This is a genomic window from Actinosynnema sp. NPDC002837, from assembly GCF_040295345.1.
Lineage (GTDB): Bacteria > Actinomycetota > Actinomycetes > Mycobacteriales > Pseudonocardiaceae > Actinosynnema.
Genome location: NZ_JBEOVG010000045.1, coordinates 52,479 through 73,846, shown reverse-complemented (window position 1 = coordinate 73,846; position 21,368 = coordinate 52,479). Strand labels below are relative to the sequence as shown.

23 protein-coding genes are annotated in these 21,368 nt (G+C 72.0%); 15 read left to right on the top strand and 8 right to left on the bottom strand.

Annotated features, from left to right (window positions below; translation table 11 throughout):
* The first annotated feature begins 254 nt into the window (after nucleotides 1-254).
* Entirely contained in the window at nucleotides 255-1,721 is a 1,467-nt protein-coding gene (locus ABTZ99_RS26945; protein WP_499615025.1) for a HEAT repeat domain-containing protein, read from the top strand.
* Here the strand turns inward: ABTZ99_RS26945 and ABTZ99_RS26940 are convergent.
* Nucleotides 1,688-1,888, bottom strand: coding sequence for a hypothetical protein (locus ABTZ99_RS26940; RefSeq protein WP_498773596.1), 201 nt, complete (start codon nucleotides 1,886-1,888; stop codon nucleotides 1,688-1,690). The genes ABTZ99_RS26945 and ABTZ99_RS26940 overlap by 34 nt on opposite strands.
* Nucleotides 1,889-1,966: 78 nt before the next feature.
* Between ABTZ99_RS26940 and cobU the strand changes: the two genes are divergently transcribed.
* From cobU to ABTZ99_RS26925, 3 genes are read left to right on the top strand one after another with little or no spacing between them, the layout of a single operon-like run.
* Complete coding sequence (gene cobU / locus ABTZ99_RS26935; RefSeq protein WP_498773594.1) at nucleotides 1,967-2,524, top strand: bifunctional adenosylcobinamide kinase/adenosylcobinamide-phosphate guanylyltransferase; 558 nt, start codon at nucleotides 1,967-1,969, stop codon at nucleotides 2,522-2,524.
* Nucleotides 2,521-3,558 carry a nicotinate-nucleotide--dimethylbenzimidazole phosphoribosyltransferase gene (cobT, locus tag ABTZ99_RS26930; protein ID WP_498773592.1) on the top strand — a complete coding sequence of 346 codons (1,038 nt, stop codon included), beginning with the start codon at nucleotides 2,521-2,523 and terminating at the stop codon, nucleotides 3,556-3,558. The genes cobU and cobT overlap by 4 nt, the downstream gene beginning before the upstream one ends.
* Nucleotides 3,558-4,265 carry an adenosylcobinamide-GDP ribazoletransferase gene (locus ABTZ99_RS26925; RefSeq protein ID WP_498773590.1) on the top strand — a complete coding sequence of 236 codons (708 nt, stop codon included), beginning with the start codon at nucleotides 3,558-3,560 and terminating at the stop codon, nucleotides 4,263-4,265. Before cobT ends, ABTZ99_RS26925 begins: the two co-directional genes overlap by 1 nt.
* Nucleotides 4,266-4,499: 234 nt before the next feature.
* Here the strand turns inward: ABTZ99_RS26925 and ABTZ99_RS26920 are convergent, their stop codons facing one another.
* Both ABTZ99_RS26920 and ABTZ99_RS26915 read right to left on the bottom strand, forming a co-directional pair.
* Nucleotides 4,500-5,600: a branched-chain amino acid aminotransferase gene (locus ABTZ99_RS26920; protein ID WP_498773588.1), complete on the bottom strand. Its 1,101-nt coding sequence runs from the start codon at nucleotides 5,598-5,600 to the stop codon at nucleotides 4,500-4,502.
* 87 nt (nucleotides 5,601-5,687) lie between these two features.
* Nucleotides 5,688-6,902 carry an amino acid permease gene (locus tag ABTZ99_RS26915; RefSeq protein WP_499615021.1) on the bottom strand — a complete coding sequence of 405 codons (1,215 nt, stop codon included), beginning with the start codon at nucleotides 6,900-6,902 and terminating at the stop codon, nucleotides 5,688-5,690.
* A 194-nt stretch (nucleotides 6,903-7,096) separates the two neighbouring features.
* On the opposite strand from ABTZ99_RS26915, the gene ABTZ99_RS26910 reads away from it, so the two are divergent.
* Nucleotides 7,097-8,593 (top strand): leucyl aminopeptidase, encoded by a 1,497-nt coding sequence (locus ABTZ99_RS26910; RefSeq protein WP_499615018.1) that lies wholly within the window; start codon nucleotides 7,097-7,099, stop codon nucleotides 8,591-8,593.
* Nucleotides 8,594-8,716: 123 nt separating this feature from the next.
* On the opposite strand, the gene ABTZ99_RS26905 is transcribed toward ABTZ99_RS26910, so the two are convergent.
* Complete coding sequence (locus ABTZ99_RS26905) at nucleotides 8,717-9,325, bottom strand: NAD(P)-dependent oxidoreductase (protein WP_499615016.1); 609 nt, start codon at nucleotides 9,323-9,325, stop codon at nucleotides 8,717-8,719.
* A gap of 50 nt (nucleotides 9,326-9,375) precedes the next feature.
* Here ABTZ99_RS26905 and ABTZ99_RS26900 point away from each other — a divergent pair, with 50 nt between their 5' ends.
* Entirely contained in the window at nucleotides 9,376-9,945 is a 570-nt protein-coding gene (locus tag ABTZ99_RS26900) for a TetR/AcrR family transcriptional regulator (protein ID WP_498773582.1), read from the top strand.
* Nucleotides 9,946-10,027: 82 nt separating this feature from the next.
* Here ABTZ99_RS26900 and ABTZ99_RS26895 read toward each other — a convergent pair whose 3' ends face one another.
* Nucleotides 10,028-10,348 (bottom strand): oxidoreductase, encoded by a 321-nt coding sequence (locus ABTZ99_RS26895; RefSeq protein ID WP_230566773.1) that lies wholly within the window; start codon nucleotides 10,346-10,348, stop codon nucleotides 10,028-10,030.
* Between the two features lie 176 nt (nucleotides 10,349-10,524).
* On the opposite strand from ABTZ99_RS26895, the gene lpdA reads away from it, so the two are divergent.
* Nucleotides 10,525-11,895 carry a dihydrolipoyl dehydrogenase gene (gene lpdA / locus ABTZ99_RS26890; RefSeq protein ID WP_499615013.1) on the top strand — a complete coding sequence of 457 codons (1,371 nt, stop codon included), beginning with the start codon at nucleotides 10,525-10,527 and terminating at the stop codon, nucleotides 11,893-11,895.
* A gap of 54 nt (nucleotides 11,896-11,949) precedes the next feature.
* Nucleotides 11,950-13,731 (top strand): 2-oxoglutarate dehydrogenase, E2 component, dihydrolipoamide succinyltransferase, encoded by a 1,782-nt coding sequence (gene sucB / locus ABTZ99_RS26885; protein ID WP_499615011.1) that lies wholly within the window; start codon nucleotides 11,950-11,952, stop codon nucleotides 13,729-13,731.
* Between the two features lie 110 nt (nucleotides 13,732-13,841).
* Here the strand turns inward: sucB and ABTZ99_RS26880 are convergent, their stop codons facing one another.
* The gene (locus ABTZ99_RS26880; RefSeq protein ID WP_499615009.1) at nucleotides 13,842-14,330 is read right to left on the bottom strand and encodes a DUF3592 domain-containing protein; all 489 of its coding nucleotides are present in this window, start codon (nucleotides 14,328-14,330) and stop codon (nucleotides 13,842-13,844) included.
* Nucleotides 14,331-14,455: 125 nt separating this feature from the next.
* Here ABTZ99_RS26880 and ABTZ99_RS26875 point away from each other — a divergent pair, with 125 nt between their 5' ends.
* The 5 genes from ABTZ99_RS26875 to ABTZ99_RS26855 are packed head-to-tail and all read left to right on the top strand — an operon-like array spanning nucleotide 14,456 to nucleotide 18,193.
* A complete protein-coding gene (locus tag ABTZ99_RS26875) occupies nucleotides 14,456-15,340 on the top strand; it encodes a TIGR01777 family oxidoreductase (protein ID WP_498773573.1) in 885 nt (294 codons plus the stop codon).
* On the top strand, nucleotides 15,340-15,936 hold the full coding sequence (locus tag ABTZ99_RS26870) for a phosphatase PAP2 family protein (RefSeq protein ID WP_499615006.1): 597 nt from the start codon (nucleotides 15,340-15,342) through the stop codon (nucleotides 15,934-15,936). Before ABTZ99_RS26875 ends, ABTZ99_RS26870 begins: the two co-directional genes overlap by 1 nt.
* Nucleotides 15,923-16,666 carry a lipoyl(octanoyl) transferase LipB gene (lipB, locus tag ABTZ99_RS26865; RefSeq protein WP_498773569.1) on the top strand — a complete coding sequence of 248 codons (744 nt, stop codon included), beginning with the start codon at nucleotides 15,923-15,925 and terminating at the stop codon, nucleotides 16,664-16,666. Before ABTZ99_RS26870 ends, lipB begins: the two co-directional genes overlap by 14 nt.
* A gap of 59 nt (nucleotides 16,667-16,725) precedes the next feature.
* Nucleotides 16,726-17,712, top strand: coding sequence for a serine hydrolase (locus ABTZ99_RS26860; protein ID WP_499615005.1), 987 nt, complete (start codon nucleotides 16,726-16,728; stop codon nucleotides 17,710-17,712).
* 10 nt (nucleotides 17,713-17,722) lie between these two features.
* Entirely contained in the window at nucleotides 17,723-18,193 is a 471-nt protein-coding gene (locus ABTZ99_RS26855) for an ArsR/SmtB family transcription factor (protein WP_498773565.1), read from the top strand.
* Here ABTZ99_RS26855 and ABTZ99_RS26850 read toward each other — a convergent pair.
* Both ABTZ99_RS26850 and ABTZ99_RS26845 read right to left on the bottom strand, forming a co-directional pair.
* A complete protein-coding gene (locus tag ABTZ99_RS26850; RefSeq protein WP_498773563.1) occupies nucleotides 18,178-19,110 on the bottom strand; it encodes an LLM class F420-dependent oxidoreductase in 933 nt (310 codons plus the stop codon). The genes ABTZ99_RS26855 and ABTZ99_RS26850 overlap by 16 nt on opposite strands.
* A gap of 48 nt (nucleotides 19,111-19,158) precedes the next feature.
* The gene (locus tag ABTZ99_RS26845) at nucleotides 19,159-19,803 is read right to left on the bottom strand and encodes a TetR/AcrR family transcriptional regulator (RefSeq protein ID WP_498774081.1); all 645 of its coding nucleotides are present in this window, start codon (nucleotides 19,801-19,803) and stop codon (nucleotides 19,159-19,161) included.
* 131 nt (nucleotides 19,804-19,934) lie between these two features.
* On the opposite strand from ABTZ99_RS26845, the gene ABTZ99_RS26840 reads away from it, so the two are divergent.
* Nucleotides 19,935-20,393, top strand: a complete 459-nt coding sequence (locus ABTZ99_RS26840) for a hypothetical protein (protein WP_498773562.1) — start codon at nucleotides 19,935-19,937, stop codon at nucleotides 20,391-20,393.
* 20 nt (nucleotides 20,394-20,413) lie between these two features.
* A complete protein-coding gene (locus ABTZ99_RS26835) occupies nucleotides 20,414-21,355 on the top strand; it encodes an oxidoreductase (protein WP_499615001.1) in 942 nt (313 codons plus the stop codon).
* The last annotated feature ends 13 nt before the right edge of the window (nucleotides 21,356-21,368 follow it).

Genomic DNA, 21,368 nt, shown 5'->3' with positions numbered 1-21,368 from the left:
GGTTCTCGGATGCACTCCGACACGGCGACATGCCTCGCCGTTGCCCAGCCCTTGATCCATGAGCGCAAAGTAGGCCTCACGTTCACGGGTGAGCTCCCTGCGCCCCTGCGCCGTCCTGTCGGCCCGGATCTGGAAGTCCATCGCGTCCCCGAACACTCGCGGTGTTGCGACGATCCCTAGAACTCAAGACGACCCGGGCGGGGCTTCGCGGCGGTTCACCGGGAACTCACCGGCCCGCCCGTTCGCTGGAGGCCGTGCGCGAACCGAGCGACCGGCGACCCGGTGACGTCCTCGTGGCACGGCTGGTCGCGCTCGACGCGACGTCGGCGCCCCACACCGCGGCGTACCGGGAGCTCTACGAGCACGCCCACGACCGGGCACTGCTCTCGGACCCGGCCGGGAGCCGCTGGTTGGTGGCGCTGACGGCGCACCCGACCAAGTCGGTCCGCGTGATCGCGCTCAGCGCCCTCGCCGCGGGCCGCGACCCCGCCCACCAGACGATCATGGTGGACGCGCTGTCCGATCCCGACCCGCTCCTGGTCACGTCCGCCGTGCGCGGCCTGACCGCGGAGACCGTGGCGGAGGTCTTCGACCGACTGGTCGAGCTGGCGGGCCGGGCCGGCCCGCCGTGGGCCTGGGCGCGCCGGTTCGCCGCGCGGCGCATCGCCGAGTCCGGGCACCCCCGGCGGCTCGCCATCCTGGCCGACGCGTTGGCGCACGCGGATCACGGCGGGGTGCACGACATCGCGCACACGCTCGCTCGTGCCGGCGACCTCGGCGTCGCCCCCGCGCTGATCGAGCACCTGCGGTCCCGCAGCACGGGCCTGGGCGCGGTCGCGTTCGCCCTCGGCCACCTCCGCGTCGCGGACGCGACCAGCCCGCTCATCGACGCGCTGCGCACGAACGACATCACGCAGACGACCGCCGTGCTGGAGGCGCTGGGCAAGATCGGGTCGGACCGGGCGGCGCCCGCCATCCGACCGGTGCTCGACCACGGGCAGGCGTTCGTGCGCGAGGCCGCCCTGCTGGCCTTGTCGCGCATCGGCGGTCCGCTGGTCGTCCCCGCGGCCCTCGCCGCCACCGACGACGGCGACCCGGCCGTCCGCGAACGCGCCATCCGGGTGCTGGCCGAGCACGGTGATCAGCGCGCCGTCGGTCGGCTGGCGGCGGCGTGCGACGGACGGCACGTCCGCGTCGCGCTCACGGGACTCGTGCGGCTGGCCGATCCCCGGGTCGCACGCACCTTGGTGGACGTCCTGCTGCGGACGACCGACCGGCGCGCCCGCAAGCTCGCCGGACGAGCCCTCGTGCGGACCGGCGCACGGACCCCTCTGCCCACGTGGCACGAGGACCCCCTGGCCCGTCGCGCCGCTGTCTGGGTGGTGGGGCAACGCGCCGACGCACGCGATTCCCACCTGCTGACCAGGGCCCTGAAGGACGAGGACGAACTGGTCCGCGCCCGCGCCGCCGCCGGACTGGGTCGGATGGCGATCACCGAAGCCGTCGCACCGCTGACGGACGCCCTGACCGACCCCCGACCGCGGGTGCGCGCCAACGCCGCCACCGCCCTGGGCCGCACCGCTCCGCCCGACCTGCCCGACCGCCTCGCAGCCGCTCTGCGCGACCCGCACCCGGCCGTCCGGTCCGCGGCCGCCGCCGCACTACGGCCGCGAACCCCGACCGCGCGTCACTCTGCCGGCGCGAGGGACATCGGCCCGTAGACCTCCGACTCGCTGCGCAGCAACGTCACCTGCGCGACCCCCGCCTCCCGCAGCTCGGCCCACGTGGAGCTGAACCAGTCCTCCGCGGCGGTCTGATCGGGGAAGGCCAGCGGCGGCCCGTCGATCTCGTGCCCCTGCTCGTCCTGGTACCGCCACCGGTACTCCATGACGAACCTCCTCACGATGTGCCGTGCGGGTAACGTTCCCGGTCAGGCTATGTCCTCCTGAAACGGTTGGAGTGCGGTGTGACGCGTCGGACACTGGTGCTGGGCGGCGCGCGTTCGGGCAAGTCCGCGCACGCCGAGGGACTCCTCACCGAGGACGTGGTCACCTACGTCGCCACCGCCCGCCGCTACCCCGACGACGCCGACTGGGAGCTGCGGATCGCCCAGCACGTGGCCCGCCGCCCCGCCACCTGGACGACGGTGGAAGCGCCGGCGCCGAGCGACCTGATCGCCCTGCTTACCGCCACCAGCGAGGCCGACCCGCCGATCCTGGTGGACGACGTGGCCACCTGGCTCAACGGCGTGCTGGACGACGCCGGCGCCTGGGAGGGCCACGGCATGGGCGTGGTCGAGCAGGAGTGCTCGGCACTGGTCCACGCGGTCGCCAGCACCCGCGCCCGGTTGGTCCTCGTCTCCGCGGAGGTCGGCCTCGGCGTCGTGCCCAGCACGCACTCTGGCAGGCTCTTCCGCGATCACCTCGGTTCGCTCAACGCGCGGCTGGCCGAGGTGTGCGACGAGGTCCTGCTGGTCGTCGCCGGAATCCCCCTGCGACTGCGCGAACCCGGAGGTAGTCGGTGACCATCGAGTTCCCGTCCGTCGAGCCGCCCAGCGCGGACGTGCGGGCCGAGGCGTTGGCCAGGCACGCCGTGCTCACCAAGCCCGTCGGCTCTTTGGGCAGGCTGGAGGAGCTCGGCGCCTGGGTCGCCGCCTGCCAGGGCGAGTGCCCGCCCAAGCCCTTCACCCGGCCCCGCGTGATCGTCTTCGCGGGCGACCACGGCGTCGCCCAGCACGGCGTCTCCGCCTACCCGCCCGAGGTCACCGGCCAGATGGTCGCGAACTTCCTGGCCGGCGGCGCGGCGGTGAACGTGCTGGCCAACGTCGCGGGCGCGACCGTCCGCGTGGTCGACCTGGCCGTCGACTCCGAGACCGCCGTCGGCGACCTCAAGGTCCGCCGCGGCTCCGGCTCCATCGACCGCGAGGACGCCCTGACCCTCGAAGAGGCCGAGCGAGCCGTCGAGATCGGCCGCAAGCTCGTGGACGACGAGGTCGACGGCGGCGCGGACCTGCTCATCGCCGGCGACATGGGCATCGGCAACACCACCCCCGCCGCGGTCCTCATCGCCGCCCTCACCGGCTCCGAACCCGTGGCCGTGGTGGGCCGGGGAACCGGCGTCGACGACCACGGCTGGATGCGCAAGACGGCCGCGATCCGCGACGCCCTCCGCCGCGCCCGCCCGGTGATCAACGACCCGGTGGCCCTGCTCGCCGCCTCCTCCGGCGCGGACATCGCCGCCACGGCCGGCTTCCTCGCCCAGGCCGCGGTCCGCAAGACCCCCGTCATCCTCGACGGCGTGGTCGTCGGCGCGGCCGCCGTGGTCGCCGAAGAACTGGCACCCGGCGCCCGTGACTGGTGGGTCGCCGGCCACCGCTCGGTCGAGCCCGCGCACGCCCTGGCCCTCGGCCACCTCAGCCTGGAGCCGTTGCTGGAGTTCGAGATGCGCCTGGGCGAGGGCTCCGGCGCCGTCGCGGCCCTCCCCCTGGTCGTGATGGCCACCAGGATCCTGGCCGAGATGGCGACGTTCGACAGCGCGGGCGTCTCCGGACCCGCCTGATGCGCCTGGCGTTGTCGTGGCTGACCGTCCTGCCCGTCCGCGTCGGCTCCAACGAGGTCGACGCGCGGGCAGCACGACGTGCCATCGCCTTCGCCCCGTTCGTCGGCCTGCTGCTGGGAGGAGCAGCCACAGCCCTGCTCCTCCTCCCGCTACCCGACCTCGTCGCCGGCTTCCTGACCGTCGGCTTCCTCGCCCTGGCCACCCGCGGAATGCACCTGGACGGCCTGGCCGACACCGCCGACGGCCTCGGCTGCTACGGCCCCCCTGAACGCGCCCTGGCCGTGATGAAAGACGGCGGCGCGGGCCCGTTCGCCGTAGTCGCACTGATCGTCGTCCTGGGCGCGGAAGCCGCCGCCTTCCCGACCGTCGAATGGGGCGCCGTCCTCCTCGCCCTGACCACGGGCCGCGCCGCATTCATCCTCTGCTGCCGCCACGGCATCCCCGCCGCCCGCCCCGAAGGCCTGGGCGCACTGGTAGCCGGCACCCAACCAACCTGGACCGCCATCACCTGGTGGACCGCCCTCGCGACAGCAAGCTTCTTCATCCACCCCTGGCAGGGCCCGCTCTCAATCGCCCTCGCCGCCGCCCTGACCCTCCTGCTGATCCACCACACCAGCAAACGATTCGGCGGAATCACCGGCGACGTCCTGGGCGCAGCCTGCGAAACGGCCACCTTGACCGTCCTCGCCATCAACTCTCTCAACTAACTCAACAACTAACCGGAACACCCACCGAGGCCCGAATACCCACAAAGGCCCGATTTTACATGGGGTTCGGGTGCTTTAGGCTGGTCGAAGCCGGGCAGGCTTGGCGGACGCTTTTCCCGCCAGGCCTGCCCGGCTTTGGCCTGCCTGGAGTGCCCGTAAGGGGCCCCATGTCAAATCGAGCCGGCCTCAGCCACCGAGCCGCTCTCCCAACTCGACCCGCGCCCGACCGCAGCCCTAATCAATCTTCACCATCCACCCATGAGGATCAGCCACGAGCCCCTGCTGAATCCCCGTCAAGTGGTTGCGCAGCTTCATCGTCACATCCCCGGTAACCCCACCGGAAACCGAGAACTCACCACCCGCGTGCTTCACGTGCCCCACCGGCGTGATCACCGCCGCCGTCCCGCAAGCGAACACCTCGGTCAGCTCACCGGACTCGGCCTTCTTCTCCCACTCCTCGGTGGAAATCCGCCGCTCCTCCACCGCATGACCGAAATCGGCGGCCAACCGCAGCAACGAGTCGCGCGTGATCCCCGGCAACAACGCACCGGACAGCTCCGGCGTCACCACCCGCGCGTCCTCCCCGGCACCCAGGACGAAGAACAGGTTCATCCCACCCATCTCCTCGACCCACCGCCGCTCCACCGCGTCGAGCCACACGACCTGGTCGCACCCCTGCTCGGCGGCCTGCGCCTGCGCCACCAACGACGCCGCGTAGTTGCCCGCGAACTTGGCCGCACCGGTCCCGCCGGGCGCCGCGCGCACGTACTCCGTCGACAACCACACCGTCACCGGCTTCAGCCCGCCCGCGAAGTACGACCCGGCGGGCGACGCGATGAGCACGTACACGTACTCCTTCGCCGGCCGCACGCCCAGGCCCTTCTCCGTCGAGAACATGAACGGTCGCAGGTACAGCGACTCCTCGGGGATCGCGGGCACCCACCGCTCGTCCACGGCCAGCAACTCCCGGATCGACTCCAGGAACAGCTCGTCGGGCAGCTCGGGCATCGCCAACCGGCGCGCCGACGCGCGGAAGCGCTCGGCGTTGGCCGAGGGGCGGAAGGACGCGATCGACCCGTCGGGCTGGCGGTAGGCCTTGAGCCCTTCGAAGATCGCCTGGCCGTAGTGCAGCACCATGGCCGCCGGGTCCAGCTCCAGCGAGTGGTAGGGCTCGACGACGGCGTCGTGCCAGCCCTGCTCCTGGTTCCAGCGGATCGTCACCATGTGGTCGGTGAAGTGCTGCCCGAAGCCCGGCCTGGCAAGTACCTCCGCAACGCGCTCCGGGGTCGCCGGCTGCGGGTTGGGGGTCCGGGTGAAAGGCAACGCGGTCGTCATGACAGCACGATAGCCGCCACTTCTACGTCAGAAAATCGCTGTCCCGACGCTCGGACATCCGACCATCCAAAAGAGGCGGGCCGACCCTCAACCGACCGCCTGCCGCGCACGACCCAGCGCGAGCAACCCGGTACCCAGCGCGAGCGCCACCCCGGTGATCACCAACGCCTCGGCGGGCGCGCTCATCGCCAGCAGCACCGACAGCCCCAACCCCAGGCACGCCGTGCGCATCGGCCACGTCCGGTCCTCCTGCAGCAGCACCCGCGCCGACGCGTTCGTGAAGCCGTAGTAGAACGCCGTGCCGCACGCGCCCACCGCCAACGCCGTGGCCGGCGGCAACGCCACCACCGCGCCGACCGCCAGCGCCGCTCCGACCACCTCCAACGGCCAGCCCGCCCGGATCGCCGGCAGATCACCCGTCTCGGTCAACCCGACCAGCGTCCGCCGCGCCGACCCGAGCACGAAGAACAGCGACGACACCGCCGCGACCCCCGCCCCGACCGCGAGCACGGGCAGCAGCCACCGCCCGTCGGCCACGATCAACGCGTCCCGCAGCGGCGCGGGCGACAACGCCAACCGCGCCGACCCGAGCTGCCGCAGCACCGCCGCGCCGACCGCGCCGCCGACCACGAGCACCACACCGATCGCCACCGGCACCGCGAAGTGCAGCACCCGGGCGGAGAACTCCTGGTCACCGCGTCGAGGAGCGGTGACGCGCTCGAACCCGACGAACGCCGCGAACAACAGCATCGACGCGCCCATCACCCCGTCGAACCCGGCCTCGGCGGGCACGTCCCCGAGCCCGAAGGGGTTCTCCGGCGGCGCCACCGAGAAGCACACCAGCACCACCAGCACCAGCACGCCGAGCACGACCGCCACCGCCGCCACGCTCAGCCCGGTGCTCCACCGAACCCCGGCCGCACCCAGTGCGGCCGTCACCGCGATCAACCCCACGGCCGCCAGCTCCCGGTGCTCCGGGACCACGTACGCCCCGAACATCCCGGCCAACGCCGCCGCCATCCCCGCTCTGCCGACCAGGTGGGCGCTGGCCCCGATGCGCGCGGGCCAGGGGCCGAGCTGGTTGCGGATGTAGGCGTACCCACCGGGTGCGTCCGGGTACGCCCGGTGCTGATCGGCGGTCGAGAACGCGCAGCACAACGCGGTCACCGCGGCTAAAACCAGACCGGGGAGGAACCACGGACCCGCAACGGCCGCGGCAGGGGCGAAACCGGTGAAAACACCGGCCCCCAGCGTCGCGCCGAGAGCGAGCGCCACGGCCCCGGCACGGGGCGTGATCGTCACCGGTACACGGTCCCATATCGACCAGGTGACCACTAACGCCCGCACGGTTGACCCCCGTTCGTGTTAATTGTTACTCCTTGCGATCGAAGGTGCGGCGCTCATGAGTGTTAACGGGACCTTTAGCATTCGTCACGATCCACCCCATCCCGCCGCACGACCAGAAAGTGCCGGGAGGACCCCGTCAAGGAGCCGCAGTGACCGCGCCCAAGCTGGCCATCACCGACAGTGACCCGAGCAGCACCACCGCCGACGCCGTTGTGGTGGGCACAGTCCAGGGACCGGACGGTCTCGCCCTCGCGGCCGGGTCGGAGGCGGTGAACGCCGCGTTCGACGGCACGCTGCTGGACGTGCTCGACTCCGTGGGCGCGAGCGGCAAGGCCGACGAGGTCGTCACCGTGCCGACGCTCGGCAAGCTCGCCGCCCGCGTCGTGCTCGCCGTCGGGCTGGGCAAGACCGCCGACGACGGCTCGGTCACGGAGGACCAGGTGCGCCGCGCGTCCGGCGCCGCCGCCCGCGCGCTGTCCGGCCGCAAGCGCGCCGTCACCACGCTGTCCGCCCTGCACCTCGGCCCCGCCGTCGAGGGCACCGTGCTGGGCGCGTACTCGTTCACCGAGTACAAGTCGAACAAGGGCGACGGCCCGGTCGCGCGCGTCGACCTCGTCGCGCCCGCCGAGGGCAACATCCGGGCGCACCGCGCGACGCTCAAGGCGTCCACCGCGATCGCCGAGGCCGTCACCGCGACCCGCGACTTCGTCAACACCCCGCCGAACGACCTGTTCCCGGCGTCGTTCGCGGACCGGGCCGCCGCCCTGGCCAAGGCCGAGGGGCTCGAGGTCGAGGTCCTGGACGAGAAGGCGCTGCGCAAGCAGGGCTTCGGCGGCATCCTCGGCGTCGGCGGCGGCTCCAGCCGTCCCCCGCGCCTGGTGCGCATCACCTACCGCGGCCCGAAGGCGGGCAAGAAGGTCGCGCTGGTCGGCAAGGGCATCACGTTCGACACCGGCGGCATCTCGATCAAGCCGGCGGCGGGCATGGACGAGATGACCTCGGACATGGGCGGCGCGGCGGCCGTGATCGCGACCGTCGTGCTGGCCGCGAAGCTGAAGTACCCGCTGGAGGTCACGGCCTGGGCGCCGATGGCCGAGAACATGCCGTCGGGCACCGCCTACCGGCCCGGCGACGTGCTGACCATGTACGGCGGCAAGACCGTCGAGGTGCTCAACACCGACGCCGAGGGCAGGCTGATCCTGTCCGACGCGATCGTGCGCGCCTGCGAGGACGCGCCGGACTACCTGATCGAGACGTCCACGCTGACCGGCGCGCAGGTCGTGGCGCTCGGCAAGCGGACCGCCGGCGTCATGGGCACCGAGGAGTTCCGCGACCGCGTGGCCGCGATCGGACGGGCGGTCGGCGAGCAGGCGTGGGCCATGCCGCTGCCGGACGAGCTGCGCGGTGACCTCGACTCGAAGGTGGCCGACATCGCGAACGTGGCCGGGCACCGGTTCGGCGGCATGCTCACCGCGGGCGTGTTCCTGCGCGAGTTCGTGGCCGAGGGCGTGACCTGGGCGCACATCGACGTGGCCGGTCCGTCGTTCCACACCGGCGGTCCGTACGGGTACACCACCAAGGGCGGCACCGGCGTCCCGGTGCGCACCATGGCGGCGGTGCTGGCGGACATCGCGGCGAACGGGTAGCTGGCGGAGAGCGGCGGCCGACCTCCGGTTCGTCCGCCGCTCTCCGGCTGGTCGCACCGGCCTCCGGTCGATCGCACCAGTCTCTGGTCGGTCGCACCAGTCTCTAGTCGGTCGCACCGACCTTCAGTTCGCCACGCTGATCGCTTTGCGCACGGTCCCCGGGTCGGCCAGGCACCGCAGCACCAGCGATGCCAGGTCGGCCCGGGACACCCGCATGCCCCCGCGCACGTTGGTGTCCACCGCGGTCCGGAACGCGTCCGTGCGCGGCCCGTCGGTCAGCTGCGGCGGGCGGACGATCGTCCACTCCAGACCGCTCGCGCGCACGACGTCCTCCATCCGCGCCATGTCACCCCACGGGTGCTTGAGCACCTGGCGCAGGGTCGGCTTGACCAGGTAGCGGCTGAACGGGTCGTCGCCGTCGGTCACCATGCCGCTGTTGCTGACCACGAGCAGCCGGCGCACGTCGTGCGCCCTCATCGCGGTGATCACCGACTTGGTGCTGTCGGTCTGCACGGACGTCGGCTTGCGCGCCGCGCGCGTGCCGATCGCCGAGACGACGGCGTCCGCACCGGCCACGTGCGGCCCGATCGAGTCGGGGTCCATCACGTCGGCCACGGTGTCGCGACCGTTGCGCGTGCGCACGATGGCCGTGACCTCGTGACCCGCCTCCCTGGCCAGCTCCACGATCTTCGTGCCGGTGCCGCCGCTGGCTCCCAGAACGGTGATCCTCATGCTCCACCTCTCACGGTTGGTGAGTACTCACTAACCCCTAGGATAACCACATGACCACACGCGACCGCATGCTCGACGCGGCGGCCCACGTCATGCGCACCAAAGGGCTCGCGCGGGCGACCACCAAGGAGATCGCCAAGGCGGCGGGATTCTCGGAAGCGGCGCTGTACAAGCACTTCGCGGACAAGACCGAGCTGTTCCTGGCCGTGCTGCGGGAACGCGCGCCGAGCGACCTGGCCGGGCTGCTGGCGGGGTTGGAGGCGGGGCGCGACGACGTGCGGGAGACGTTGGCCGGGATCGCGCGGGCGGCGGTCGCGTTCTACGTCGAGACGTTCCCGATCGCCGCGTCGATCTTCTCCGAGCCCGCGTTGCTGGCCGCGCACCGCGAGGCGTTGAAGGCGCACGGGGTCGGGCCGGGGACCGTGCCGCAGACGCTGGCCCGGTACCTCGAGGCGGAGCGGGCGCTGGGGAGGTTGCCGGCGGGGGTCGACCCGGGGTCAGCGGCGGACCTGCTGCTGGGCGCGTGCCACTACCAGGCGTTCCTGGGGTTCTTCTCGGACCACCCGGTGGACGTGGACGCGCTGGTCAGGACGTTGTGGGACGGGATCGGCCAGGCCTGAGCGCGGTCACACCCAGCACGGCCACACCCAGAACGGTCACGCCCAGAACAGTCACGCCGAAGACGGTCCCGCCGAGGACGGGTCACGCCCCCTGGTTCTTGCGCCGCGAGTACTCCCGCATCCGCTTCGGGTAACCCACGATGCCCGCGTCGTAGATCGGGATCTCCAGCTTCTTGGCCAACCGCTTGGCGCCTTCCGTGCCGTCGATCCGGCGACGCGTCCACTCGCCGTCGTGCGCCACGAGCACGACCGTGGTCTCCGTCACGGTCGTCTTCGGCTCGACGTACGCCTCGACGCCTCGGCGCGCGGCAGCCCACTGCTCCAGGTGGCCGGTGTCCGTGGACGTGGCCGATCGCAGCACGCCAGGGCGCTGCTTCCTGCGAAAACGGTCGAACAGCCCCACCGGGCCACCTCCTGCAAGGACCTCTGGCGACCATGGTGCCGGCGCGCGTGTGAAGGTGGGGGCAAATCACCCGAAGACCGACACCGCGTCGCGGCCGTTCGCGCGGTAGTGACAAGATGGCAACTACACGCGCGCACCCGCGCGGAGTAAGGCATCAAGCTCTCCAGGGAGAACCCGTGACCGACACCTCCGCCGACCTTGTGATCCTCGGTGGCGGCTCGGGCGGCTACGCCTGCGCGTTCCGCGCGGCCGAGCTCGGCCTGTCCGTCATCCTGGTCGAGAAGGACAAGCTGGGGGGCACGTGCCTGCACCGCGGCTGCATCCCGACCAAGGCGCTGCTGCACGCGGCGGAGGTCGCGGACAACGCGCGCGAGGGTGACCAGTTCGGCGTGAAGTCCTCGCTGGAGGGCATCGACATCGCGGGCGTCAACTCCTACAAGGACGGCGTGGTCGGCCGGCTCTACAAGGGCCTCCAGGGCCTGGTCAAGGCCAACAAGGTGACCATGGTCGAGGGCACGGGCAAGTTCGTCGGCCCGAACACCGTCGAGGTGGACGGTCAGCGCTACACCGGCAAGAACGTCGTCCTGGCGACCGGCTCGTACGCCCGCAGCCTGCCCGGTCTGGAGATCGGCGGCCGGGTCATCACCAGCGACCAGGCGCTCAACCTGGACTTCATCCCGGAGAAGGTCGTCGTGCTCGGCGGCGGCGTGATCGGCGTCGAGTTCGCCAGCGTGTGGGCCTCCTTCGGCGCGGACGTGACCATCGTGGAGGCGCTGCCCCGCCTGGTCCCGGCCGAGGACGAGTACGCGTCCAAGCAGCTGGAGCGCGCGTTCCGCCGGCGCGGCATCAAGTTCAAGACCGGCGTGAAGTTCACCGGCGCCACCCAGGACGAGTCGGGCGTGTCGGTCACGCTCGAGTCCGGCGACGTGCTGGACGCGGACCTGCTGCTGGTCGCCGTCGGCCGCGGCCCCAACACGGCGGGCCTCGGTTACGAGGAGGCCGGCGTCACGGTGGATCGCGGCTTCGTGATCACCGACGAGCGGCTGCGCACGAGCGTCCCGGGCGTCTACGCCGTCGGCGACATCGTGCCCGGCCTGCAGCTCGCGCACCGCGGCTTCCAGCAGGGCATCTTCGTCGCCGAGGACATCGCCGGGCAGAACCCCAAGGTCATCGACGAGGCGGGCATCCCGCGCGTCACCTACTGCAAGCCCGAGGTCGCCTCGGTCGGCCTCTCCGAGGCGGCGGCCAAGGAGAAGTACGGTTCCGTCGAGACGTTCGTCTACGACCTCGCGGGCAACGGCAAGAGCCAGATCCTGAAGACCGCCGGCGGCGTCAAGCTCGTCAAGGCGCCCGATGGCCCGGTGGTCGGTGTCACCATGGTCGGCGAGCGGGTCGGCGAGCTGATCGGTGAGGCCCAGCTCATCTACAGCTGGGAGGCCTACCCCGAGGACGTGGCTCCGCTGATCCACGCCCACCCGACCCAGACAGAAGCCCTCGGCGAGGCTTTCCTCGCCTTGGCCGGCAAGCCGCTGCACGTGCACGGCTGACCGTCGCACCCCAGTCAGCCGATCCCCGACCCACGCACGAGGAGTCAGCGAACGATGGCCTTCTCCGTCCAAATGCCCGCACTCGGCGAGAGCGTCACCGAGGGCACGGTCACCCGCTGGTTGAAGCAGGAGGGTGACCGCGTCGAGGTCGACGAGCCCTTGCTGGAGGTGTCGACCGACAAGGTCGACACCGAGATCCCGTCGCCCGCGGCGGGTGTGCTCCAGAAGATCGTCGCCCAGGAGGACGAGACCGTCGAGGTCGGCGCCGAGCTCGCCGTCATCGGCGACGGCTCGGAGCCCGGGGCCTCGTCTTCGTCCTCGTCCGACTCGACCGCCGGTGAAGCCGCCGCGCCGGCCGAGGAGGCGCAGCCCGAACCGCAGTCCGCACCCGAGCCCGCCGCTGAGCCCGAAGCGCAGTCCGCGCCTCAGGCGTCGGCACCGGCGTCGGCCGGTGGTGGCTCGGCCGAGGGCACCCCGGTGACCATGCCCGCGTTGGGCGAGAGCGTCACCGAGGGCACCGTGACCCGCTGGCTCAAGGCCGTCGGCGACTCGGTCGAGGTCGACGAGCCGCTGCTGGAGGTGTCAACCGACAAGGTCGACACCGAGATCCCGTCCCCGGTGGCGGGGACGTTGCTGGAGATCACCGCGGGTGAGGACGAGACCGTCGAGGTCGGCGGCCAGCTCGCGGTGGTCGGCTCGGGTTCGCCCGCGCCCGCGGCGCAGGAAGCGCCCAAGCCCGCTCCGGCACCTGCTCAGGAGGCCCCGAAGCAGGAAGCGCCCGCGCCCAAGCAGGAGGCCCCTGCTCCCCAGCAGGAAGCCCCGAAGCAGGAGGCCCCGGCGCCGAAGCAGGAAGCGCCTGCTCCCAAGCAGGAGGCGCCGGCGGAGGAGTCGGCCAACGGTGCGCCCTACGTGACGCCCCTGGTGCGCAAGCTCGCCTCGGAGAACGGCATCGACCTCGCCACGCTCAAGGGCACGGGTGTCGGCGGCCGGATCCGCAAGCAGGACGTGCTGGCGGCGGTCGAGGCCAAGAAGGCCCCGAAGCAGGAAGCGCCCAAGCCCGCGGCGTCCGCCCCCGCCCAGCGGGTCGCCTCCGCGCCGGCGGACACCAGCGGCAAGCGCGGCACGGTGCAGAAGCTGCCCCGGCTGCGGCAGATCGTCGCCCAGCGCACGCGTGAGTCGCTGCAGGTCTCGGCGCAGCTGACCCAGGTGTTCGAGGTGGACGTCACCAAGATCGCCCGGCTGCGGAACAAGGCCAAGGCCGCGTTCGAGCAGCGCGAGGGCACGAAGCTGACGTTCCTGCCGTTCTTCGCCAAGGCGGCGGTCGAGGCGCTCAAGCAGCACCCGGTGCTGAACGCGTCGATCGACGAGGAGAAGAAGGAGGTCGTCTACCACGGTGCCGAGCACCTGGGTATCGCGATCGACACCGAGCGCGGCCTGCTGAACGCGGTCATCGCGAACGCCGGCGACCTCAACCTGGCCGGCCTGTCGCACAAGATCGCCGACCTGGCGGCGCGGGCGCGGGGCAACAAGCTCACGCCCGACGAGCTGACCGGTGGCACGTTCTCGCTGACCAACCTGGGCAGCAACGGCGCGCTGTTCGACACCCCGATCATCCAGCAGCCGCAGGTCGGCATCCTGGGTGTCGGCGTGGTCAAGAAGCGCCCGGTGGTGATCACGGACGAGAACGGTGACGACACGATCGCCATCCGGTCCATGGCCTACCTGGCGCTGACGTACGACCACCGGCTGGTCGACGGCGCGGACGCCGGTCGGTTCCTCACGACCGTGAAGAACCGGCTGGAAGAAGGTTCGTTCGAGGCCGATCTGGGTCTCTGAGTTCCAGTTCTGCCGAAGGCCGCTCCCGTTCACCGGGAGCGGCCTTCGGCCTGTTCGGCGAGCGTCGGCGAAGGTCGTGAGCACCTCCTCGCCGGCCGCGTGGTACCGCCCTAGAACCGCAGGCCGAGCCTGAGCAGGGACTCCGGTCGACGCCAGGCGAACCACGAGCCGGTCACCCCGACGGCGAAGCCCAGGGCTGCGCCCAGGGCGAACAGCACGACGGTCAGCGAGTCCTCGCCGTCGAGGACGACGTGGCCGGTCGGGTCCTCCGGCGAGTAGCGGACGGTGACGGACTGGCCGACCGTCAGCTCGTCGTACTTCGAGCACATCGCCACCGAGCGCGAGCGCCCTTCCGGTGTCGAGTACGACATCTGGTACTTGTGGCAGTTCCGGTGGCCGCCGGGCAGTTCCGACTCCACCGTGGCCTGGGCGCGGAGGTCGTTCGCGCGGTCCGCCGCTCCCACGCCGAGCAGCAACAGCATCACCGCGGCGACAACGGTGAAGACACCGAAGAACGCCCGGAGGAAGGGCACGTGCCTCCGGCGGATCCTGACGGAGTCCCAGTATTCGGGGAAGTCGGCGTTCTCGTGCCTCACCATCGGTTCAGCATGGCATTTCGCGGCCGGGCGACCGGGGGTTTCGGCCGAAGGCGTCGACCGGGGCGTGGTGGGGGTGACACGTTCGCCGCTGTGCAACCGGGCCCTTGCTGCGAGACGATCAAGGCATGCGTGTTGTGGTCGCGGGATCGTCGGGCTTGATCGGCACCAGTTTGGTGGCCGCGTTGCGCGGTGGTGGGCACGAGGTCCTGCGGTTGGTTCGGCGGCGGCCCTCGGGGCCCGACGAGCGTGGTTGGGACCCGCCTGCCGGGCGGATCGACGGTGGTGCGCTGGACGGCGTGGACGCGGTGGTGAACCTGTGCGGGGCGGGGGTTGCGGACAAGCGGTGGAGTGACGCGCGGAAGCAGGTGTTGTTGGACAGCCGCACGGTGCCGACGGAGGTGTTGGCGGCGGCGGTGGTGGAGCACGGGGTTCCGGTGCTGGTCAACGCCAGTGCGATCGGGTACTACGGCGACACCGGTGACGAGGTGGTGGACGAGACCAGCCCGTCGGGCACGGGGTTCCTGGCGGAGTTGTGCCGGCAGTGGGAGGCCGCGACCGCGCCCGCGGACGAGCACGCGCGGGTGGTGAGGATGCGGACGGGGTTGGTCATCAGTCCGGCTGGTGGGTTGTTCGGGAAGATCAAGCCGTTGTTCGCGTTCTTCCTGGGCGGGCGGCTCGGTGACGGGCGGCAGTACATGCCGTGGATCTCGTTGGACGACGCGATCGCGGCCATCCGGTTCGTGGTCGAGCACGACGTCTCGGGGCCGGTGAACATCACCGCCCCCAGTCCGGTCACGAACGCGGAGTTCACCCGGACGGTGGGGCACGCGCTGCACCGGCCGACGCCGTGGGTGGCGCCCGCGTTCGTGTTGAAGGCGGTGTTGGGCCAGGTCGCCGAAGAGGGTCTGCTCGCCGGTCAGAGGGCGGTGCCGCGGGTGTTGGAGCAGCGCGGGTTCCGGTTCCTGCACCCCGCCCTCGGTGCGGCCGTGGCGGCGGCCGTCGAGAGGTGATGGGTGCGCTGATCGGGGTCGTGCTGGCGCTGGCCTCGATGGTGCTGGGCGTCACCGTCCGCGAGGAGCCGCCCGCGTTGGACGAAGGGCTGCGGCGGACGGCGCTGGGGCTCGGGACGGGGTTCGAGCACGCGTCGGTGCTGGTCAGCTTCGTGCTCAGCCCGGGGTTGGCGACGATCGCGTTGATCTCGCTGGGGCTGCGCGCGCTGTTGGCGAAGGACCCGTTGTTGGCGCGGGCCGCGGTGCTGTTGGCCGCCTGCTGGTCGACCGTGCTGGCCCGGTACGCCTACCAGCGGGTTCGGCCGATCGAGTTCCCGAAGTGGGCCTACCCGAGTGGGCACGTCACGGCGGTCACGGCGGTCGCGTTCACGGGTGTGGTGCTGTGCGCGTGGTTGGCCCGCCGGCACCTGAGGTCGGCCGTGGTGCTGGCGTGCACGGCGGTGGTGTTGACGGCGGCCAGTCGGGTCGTGCTGGAGATGCACTGGTTCACCGACACGGTCGGCGCGGTGTTGGCCGTGGTCGGGGTGGGTCTCGTGGTCGCCCACGCCCTGGGGCTGGTGCCCGTGGGCGTAATGTCGAGACGTGAGCAGTCCTGACCTTTCCTGCCGCACCTCGACGGACCCGATCGAGGTGCGCGAGCTGGGCACCATCGACTACCTGGCCGCGTGGGACCTGCAACGGGAGCTCGCCGAGGAGCGCGCGAACGGCGCGATCGGCGACACGATGTTGCTGCTGGAGCACCCGCCCGTCTACACGTGCGGTCGGCGCACCGAGCCCGAGGAGCGGCCCAAGGGCGGTGACGTGCCGGTCGTCGACGTGGACCGGGGCGGGAAGATCACGTGGCACGGGCCGGGCCAGCTGGTCGGCTACCCGATCGTGGGGTTGGCCGAGCCGTTGGACGTCGTGCAGTACGTGCGGAGGCTGGAGCAGGCGTTGATCCACGTGTGCGACCAGCTGGGCGTGCGCACGGGTCGGGTCGAGGGGCGTAGCGGTGTGTGGGTCCCGGCCGATGACAAGGGTGTGGAGCGCAAGGTCGCGGCGATCGGGATCCGGGTGCAGCGCGGCGTCACCATGCACGGGTTCGAGATCAACTGCGACGCGGACCTGGCGGCGTTCGGGGACATCATCCCGTGCGGCATCCGGGACGCCGGGGTGGCGTCGTTGTCGCGGGAGCTGGGGCGGGACGTGACGGTGGCCGAGGTGCTGCCGCTGGCGCGCCAGGCGGTCGTCGACGCGTTGAACGGCGACCTGCCGGTGACCGAGCGGACGCTGGTCCGCGCGCAGCCGGTGGCGGCCGGGGTGACGTTCGCCGTTCAGGCGGGCTGACAGGGCGACCCTCCCTCTCTAGTATTCCGGAATTACGGACTATTGGAGGGAGATTCGTCGTGCTCCTGACTCGACGACACCTGTTCCGAGCGTGCGGGGTGGCCGGTGTCGCCACCTTGCTGCCCGCGGCCGGCGCGAACGCGGCTCCCGACGACTGGCTCGGCTGGTTACGCGCGAACCGGCGGCACGTGGCCGCGGTGCTGGACGACGGGCGCGGTGGCCGGATCGCGCACCGGTCCCACGAGCGGCAGCCGTTGGCGTCGGCGGTGAAGGTCGCGCACGTGGCCGCGTACGCGAAGGGTGTCGAGCGCGGGCTGGTCAGGCCCGACGAGAAGGTGCGCGTCGGGGACTGGGAGCAGTACTACCTGGGCTTGGACGGTGGCGCGCACCAGGCGGCGTTGCGGGCGTTGGACATCCCATTCTCGAACGGCGTCACGGCCGACGACCCGCGGCGGTTCGTGCGGCTCGACGAGCTGGTCGCGGTGATGGTCCGGCACAGCGACAACGCCGCCGCGGACTTCGTCCGGCAGCGGGTGGGCGAGGGGCCGGTCCGGGACACCGGGCTGGAGGCGCCGGAGATCCTGGCCGAGTGGCTGCACCTCGTGCTCGGCAGGCGGGTGGACGTGCGGGACTACCTGCGGGACCCGCGGTTGCGGTTGGAGGTGCTCGGGAAGTTCCCGGACGTCCCGAAGAGCTACCAGGCGCAGCGCGCCTGGGCGAGGGGCACGTGGACGGGCACGGCGGCGGCAGTCGACCGGGCGCACCGGGCGGCGGCGTCCGCGCCACTGGCTCGCGGGCACCTCGAACGCGGTAACCCCGTGCCGCCGGGGGTGGTGGGCGTCGGGGTCAAGGGCGGGTCGCTGCCGGGCATCGTCACGGTCGGTTGCAGCGTGCGCTGGGAGGACGGTCGGGTCGGCAGCGCGGCGGTGTTGACCAGGGAGGTCGACGAGGCCTGGCACGCGCGGTCGGACGAGTTGGCGCGGTTGGTCCGCACGGCCCTGGTGGAGCCCGATGTCCTGCGGGAATTCCACCTGAGCCTCTCGTAGGATCACCGCGATGGACTTGGTGCAGCGACTTGCCGAGCTGGAGCAACGCGTGGCCGCGTTGGAGGGCGGCGCGCGGCAGGCGCTCCCGTCGTCGGACGAGGACGGCGGCGAGTTCGGCTACGGCGGGCAGGTCGCGGTGGGCGACGGCCAGGTCTCGTGGCGGATGGAAGTGACGCCGGAGCGCGCGCTGTCGTTGCCCGACCGGCCCCGGATCGAGGTGCTGTCGGCGTTGGCGCACCCGGCGCGGGTAGAGATCGTGCGCGCCCTGCTCGCCCGGGGCGACCGACCCGCGACGGCGTTGCAGGAGGCGGCCGGGCTGGGGTCGACCGGCCAGCTGTACCACCACTTGAAGGCGTTGACGGCGTCCGGTGTGGTGGAGCAGGACAAGCGCGGGAGCTACCGGCTGCGGCCGGCCGCCGTCGTGCCCGTGCTCGTCCTGCTCACCGCCGCTTCGGACGTCGCCGGTCAGCTGCGCAGCTGAGGCGCGACGGCCTCCGCGATCAGCTCCACGTGGTCGAGGTCGGCCAGGTCGAGGACCTGGAGGTAGGCCCGGCTGATGCCGGTCTTCTCGCGCCACGAGCCGAGCTTGTCGACGACCTCGTCCGGCGTGCCGGCCAGGCCGTTCTGCCGCAGTTCGTCGACCTCGCGGCCGATGACGGCGGCCCGGCGGGCGACCTCGGCGTCGTCACGCCCCACGCACACCACCAGGGCCGCGGAACGGGTGATCTCCGCCGGGTCGCGGCCGATCTCGGCGCACGCCGCGTCCACGCGCGCCAGCACCTCGACGGCGCTGTCCATGGGCTGGAACGGCAGGTTGAACTCGTCGGCGAACTTCGCCGCGAGCGCGGGCGTGCGCTTGCGGCCCGTGCCGCCGACCACCACCGGGATCCGGCCAACGGGCTTGGGCAGCGCGGGCGAGTCGGCCAGGGTGTAGTGCTTGCCGTCGAAGTCGTAGGTCTGGCCGGCGGGCGTGTTCCAGAGGCCGGTGATGATCTCCAGCTGCTCCTCGTACCGCTCGAAGCGCTCGCGGGTGGCGGGGAACGGCAGGCCGTACGCGGTGTGCTCGGCCTCGAACCAGCCCGCACCGAGGCCGAACTCGACCCGGCCGCCGGACATCTGGTCCACCTGCGCCACGGAGATGGCCAGCGGGCCGGGGTGGCGGAAGGTGGCGGCGGTCACCAGCGTGCCCAGTCGGATCGTCTCGGTGTCGCGGGCGAGGCCGGCGAGCGTGATCCAGGCGTCCGTCGGGCCGGGCAGGCCGTCGACGCCGCCCATCTTGAGGTAGTGGTCGGAGCGGAAGAACGCGCCGTAGCCAGCGGCCTCGGCGGTGCGCGCCACCGCCAGCAGCTGGTCGTAGGACGCCCCTTGCTGGGGCTCGGTGAAGATGCGGAGTTCCACCCCGCCGACGCTAGTCGGCCGCGCGGGAGGCCCGCGATCCGAGCGTCTTCACCGGCGACGTGACCGTGATCGCTTCTCCTCGACCGCGACGGGCGCGGGCACGTCCCGGACGCGCAGCCCTTCGACGACGCGGACGATGGTGCGTTCCACCTCGGCGCTGGCCTTGCGCGGGTCCGACGCGCCGGCGATGGTGCTGGCGCCCGCCGAGAGGGCGCCGAACAGCAGGCGGCTCATGGTCTCCACGGGGAGCTGCTCCAGCTCGCCGGACGTGACCAAGACCTCGATCGTGGAGCGCAGCAGGCCGTAGCTGAAGTGCTCCTCGGCCTCCCGCCAGCGCTCCCAGCCCATCACCACCGGCGCCTCGTGGATCACGATGCGCTGGTAGGCGGGCTCCAGGCAGACCCGGACGTACGCGCGCAGGCCCGCGATGGCGGTCTCCCACGGGTCGCCGGGCGCGCTGACGATCTCGCCGAGCTTCTCGATGAACTTGGTCTCCACCGAGTCGAAGGCGGCCTCGAACAACGCCTGCTTGCCGCTGAAGTGGTGGTAGAGCGCGCCCTTGGTGAGGCGGGCCCGCTTCGCCACCTCGTCCAGCGAAGTGCCCGCGTACCCGCGTTTGGTGAACAGCTCGACGGCACTGTCCACGAGGGCCTGCCTCGTCGACTCCGAGTAGTCCAACCGCCTCGACCGCACTGTCACCACGTTCACAACCGTACGACATACCGGCGGTACGTACTCGTGGTATGTTCGCCTCATCGGCCATACCGACGGTATGCCACAGACCTGAGGTATGACGCCGGTCACCACGAGAGGAGGGCGTGATCATGAGTTGGTCCGACTTCTACCGGCGGCGCGACGCTCTGGACGCCGTGCTCCGCGCCGCGGCGGGGGATCCCGCGGCACCCCTGACGTTCGACCGCGACCTGTTCGCCACCGAGGAAGACCTGCTCCTGGCGTTGCACTACCGCTGGATGCAGCAGCTCACCGGACGGCTCGGCGCGGCGCTGGAGGACAGCGACGACGACCGCGTCGAGACCGTGGCCCGCACGTGGCGCGCGCTGGCCGCCGAGCAGCCGGTGCTGCGCGCGGTGCTTGACGCGCACCTGACGTCCGCCGAGGCCGTCGAGCGGGAGCAGCGGATGCTGGCCCTGACGGCGGGCTTGGCGGAGCTGTCCGAGCCGAGCGCGGAGATCGCCCGCGTCGGCGCGGCGTTCGCGGGCCTGCTCCGCACCCGACCGGCCGTCGTGGCGGGCAGGCACCGCAGGCTTGCCAAGAGCGCCTGAGCGCCTGGTAGGTGTTGAGCATGCCGAAGTGGAACGCCCGGAAGTGGGACACCGCGGACATCCCGGACCAGGGCGGGCGCACCGCGCTGGTCACCGGGGCCAACTCGGGCCTCGGCCTGCGCACCGCCGAGGTGCTGGCGGGCAAGGGCGCGCACGTCCTGCTGGCCTGCCGGTCCCCCGAACGCGGGCAACGCGCGCTGGAGCGCGTGCTCGCCGGCGGCGGCAAGGCCGAGCTGGTGCCGCTGGACCTGGCCGACCTGTCCTCGGTCCGCTCGGCCGCGGCGCTGGTGCGCGAGCGCACCGGTGACGCGCTGGACGTGCTGGTCAACAACGCGGGCGTGATGGCGGTGCCGCTGGGGCGCACCGCCGACGGCTTCGAGCGCCAGTTCGGCACCAACCACCTCGGCCACGCCGCGCTCACGTGGCTGCTGATGCCCGCGTTGCGCACGCGGCCGGGCGCGCGCGTGGTCACCGTGTCCAGCCTGGCCCACCAGGCGGGCCGGCTCGACCTGGCCGACCCGAACTACGAGGTGCGCCGGTACACGTCGTGGGGCGCCTACGGGCAGTCCAAGCTGGCGAACCTGCTGTTCATGAGGGAGCTGGACCGGCGCACCCGCGCGGCGGGCCTGGACGTGACGTCCGTCGCGGCCCACCCCGGCGTCACCGCGACCGAGCTGAGCGCCAACATGGCGCGGGCCCAGGGCAACGCGCTGCTCGGCCTCGGCGCCAAGATCAGCGACTTCTTCTCGCAATCGGTCGAGGTGGGGGCGTTGCCGCAGCTCTACGCGGCGACGTCGCCGGACGTCGAACCGGGCGGCTACTACGGGCCGGACGGTTTTTGGGGGATGCGCGGCCACCCGGCGCCGGCGGGGTCGACGACGGCCGCCCGTGACGACCTCGCGGCGAGCCGCTTGTGGGACCTGACGGCCGAGCTCACGGGCGTCGCGCCCGACCCCTCGTGACGTAGGGTTGAAG

Bases quoted from the DNA above. Each gene is read 5' to 3' on its own strand.
- ABTZ99_RS26940 (WP_498773596.1), bottom strand. From the start codon at position 1,888: ATGGAGTACCGGTGGCGGTACCAGGACGAGCAGGGGCACGAGATCGAC.
- ABTZ99_RS26925 (WP_498773590.1), top strand. From the start codon at position 3,558: ATGCGCCTGGCGTTGTCGTGGCTGACCGTCCTGCCCGTCCGCGTCGGC.
- ABTZ99_RS26920 (WP_498773588.1), bottom strand. From the start codon at position 5,600: ATGACGACCGCGTTGCCTTTCACCCGGACCCCCAACCCGCAGCCGGCG.
- ABTZ99_RS26905 (WP_499615016.1), bottom strand. From the start codon at position 9,325: ATGAGGATCACCGTTCTGGGAGCCAGCGGCGGCACCGGCACGAAGATC.
- ABTZ99_RS26900 (WP_498773582.1), top strand. From the start codon at position 9,376: ATGACCACACGCGACCGCATGCTCGACGCGGCGGCCCACGTCATGCGC.
- sucB (WP_499615011.1), top strand. From the start codon at position 11,950: ATGGCCTTCTCCGTCCAAATGCCCGCACTCGGCGAGAGCGTCACCGAG.
- ABTZ99_RS26880 (WP_499615009.1), bottom strand. From the start codon at position 14,330: ATGGTGAGGCACGAGAACGCCGACTTCCCCGAATACTGGGACTCCGTC.
- ABTZ99_RS26875 (WP_498773573.1), top strand. From the start codon at position 14,456: ATGCGTGTTGTGGTCGCGGGATCGTCGGGCTTGATCGGCACCAGTTTG.
- ABTZ99_RS26870 (WP_499615006.1), top strand. From the start codon at position 15,340: ATGGGTGCGCTGATCGGGGTCGTGCTGGCGCTGGCCTCGATGGTGCTG.
- ABTZ99_RS26855 (WP_498773565.1), top strand. From the start codon at position 17,723: ATGGACTTGGTGCAGCGACTTGCCGAGCTGGAGCAACGCGTGGCCGCG.
- ABTZ99_RS26840 (WP_498773562.1), top strand. From the start codon at position 19,935: ATGAGTTGGTCCGACTTCTACCGGCGGCGCGACGCTCTGGACGCCGTG.
- ABTZ99_RS26835 (WP_499615001.1), top strand. From the start codon at position 20,414: ATGCCGAAGTGGAACGCCCGGAAGTGGGACACCGCGGACATCCCGGAC.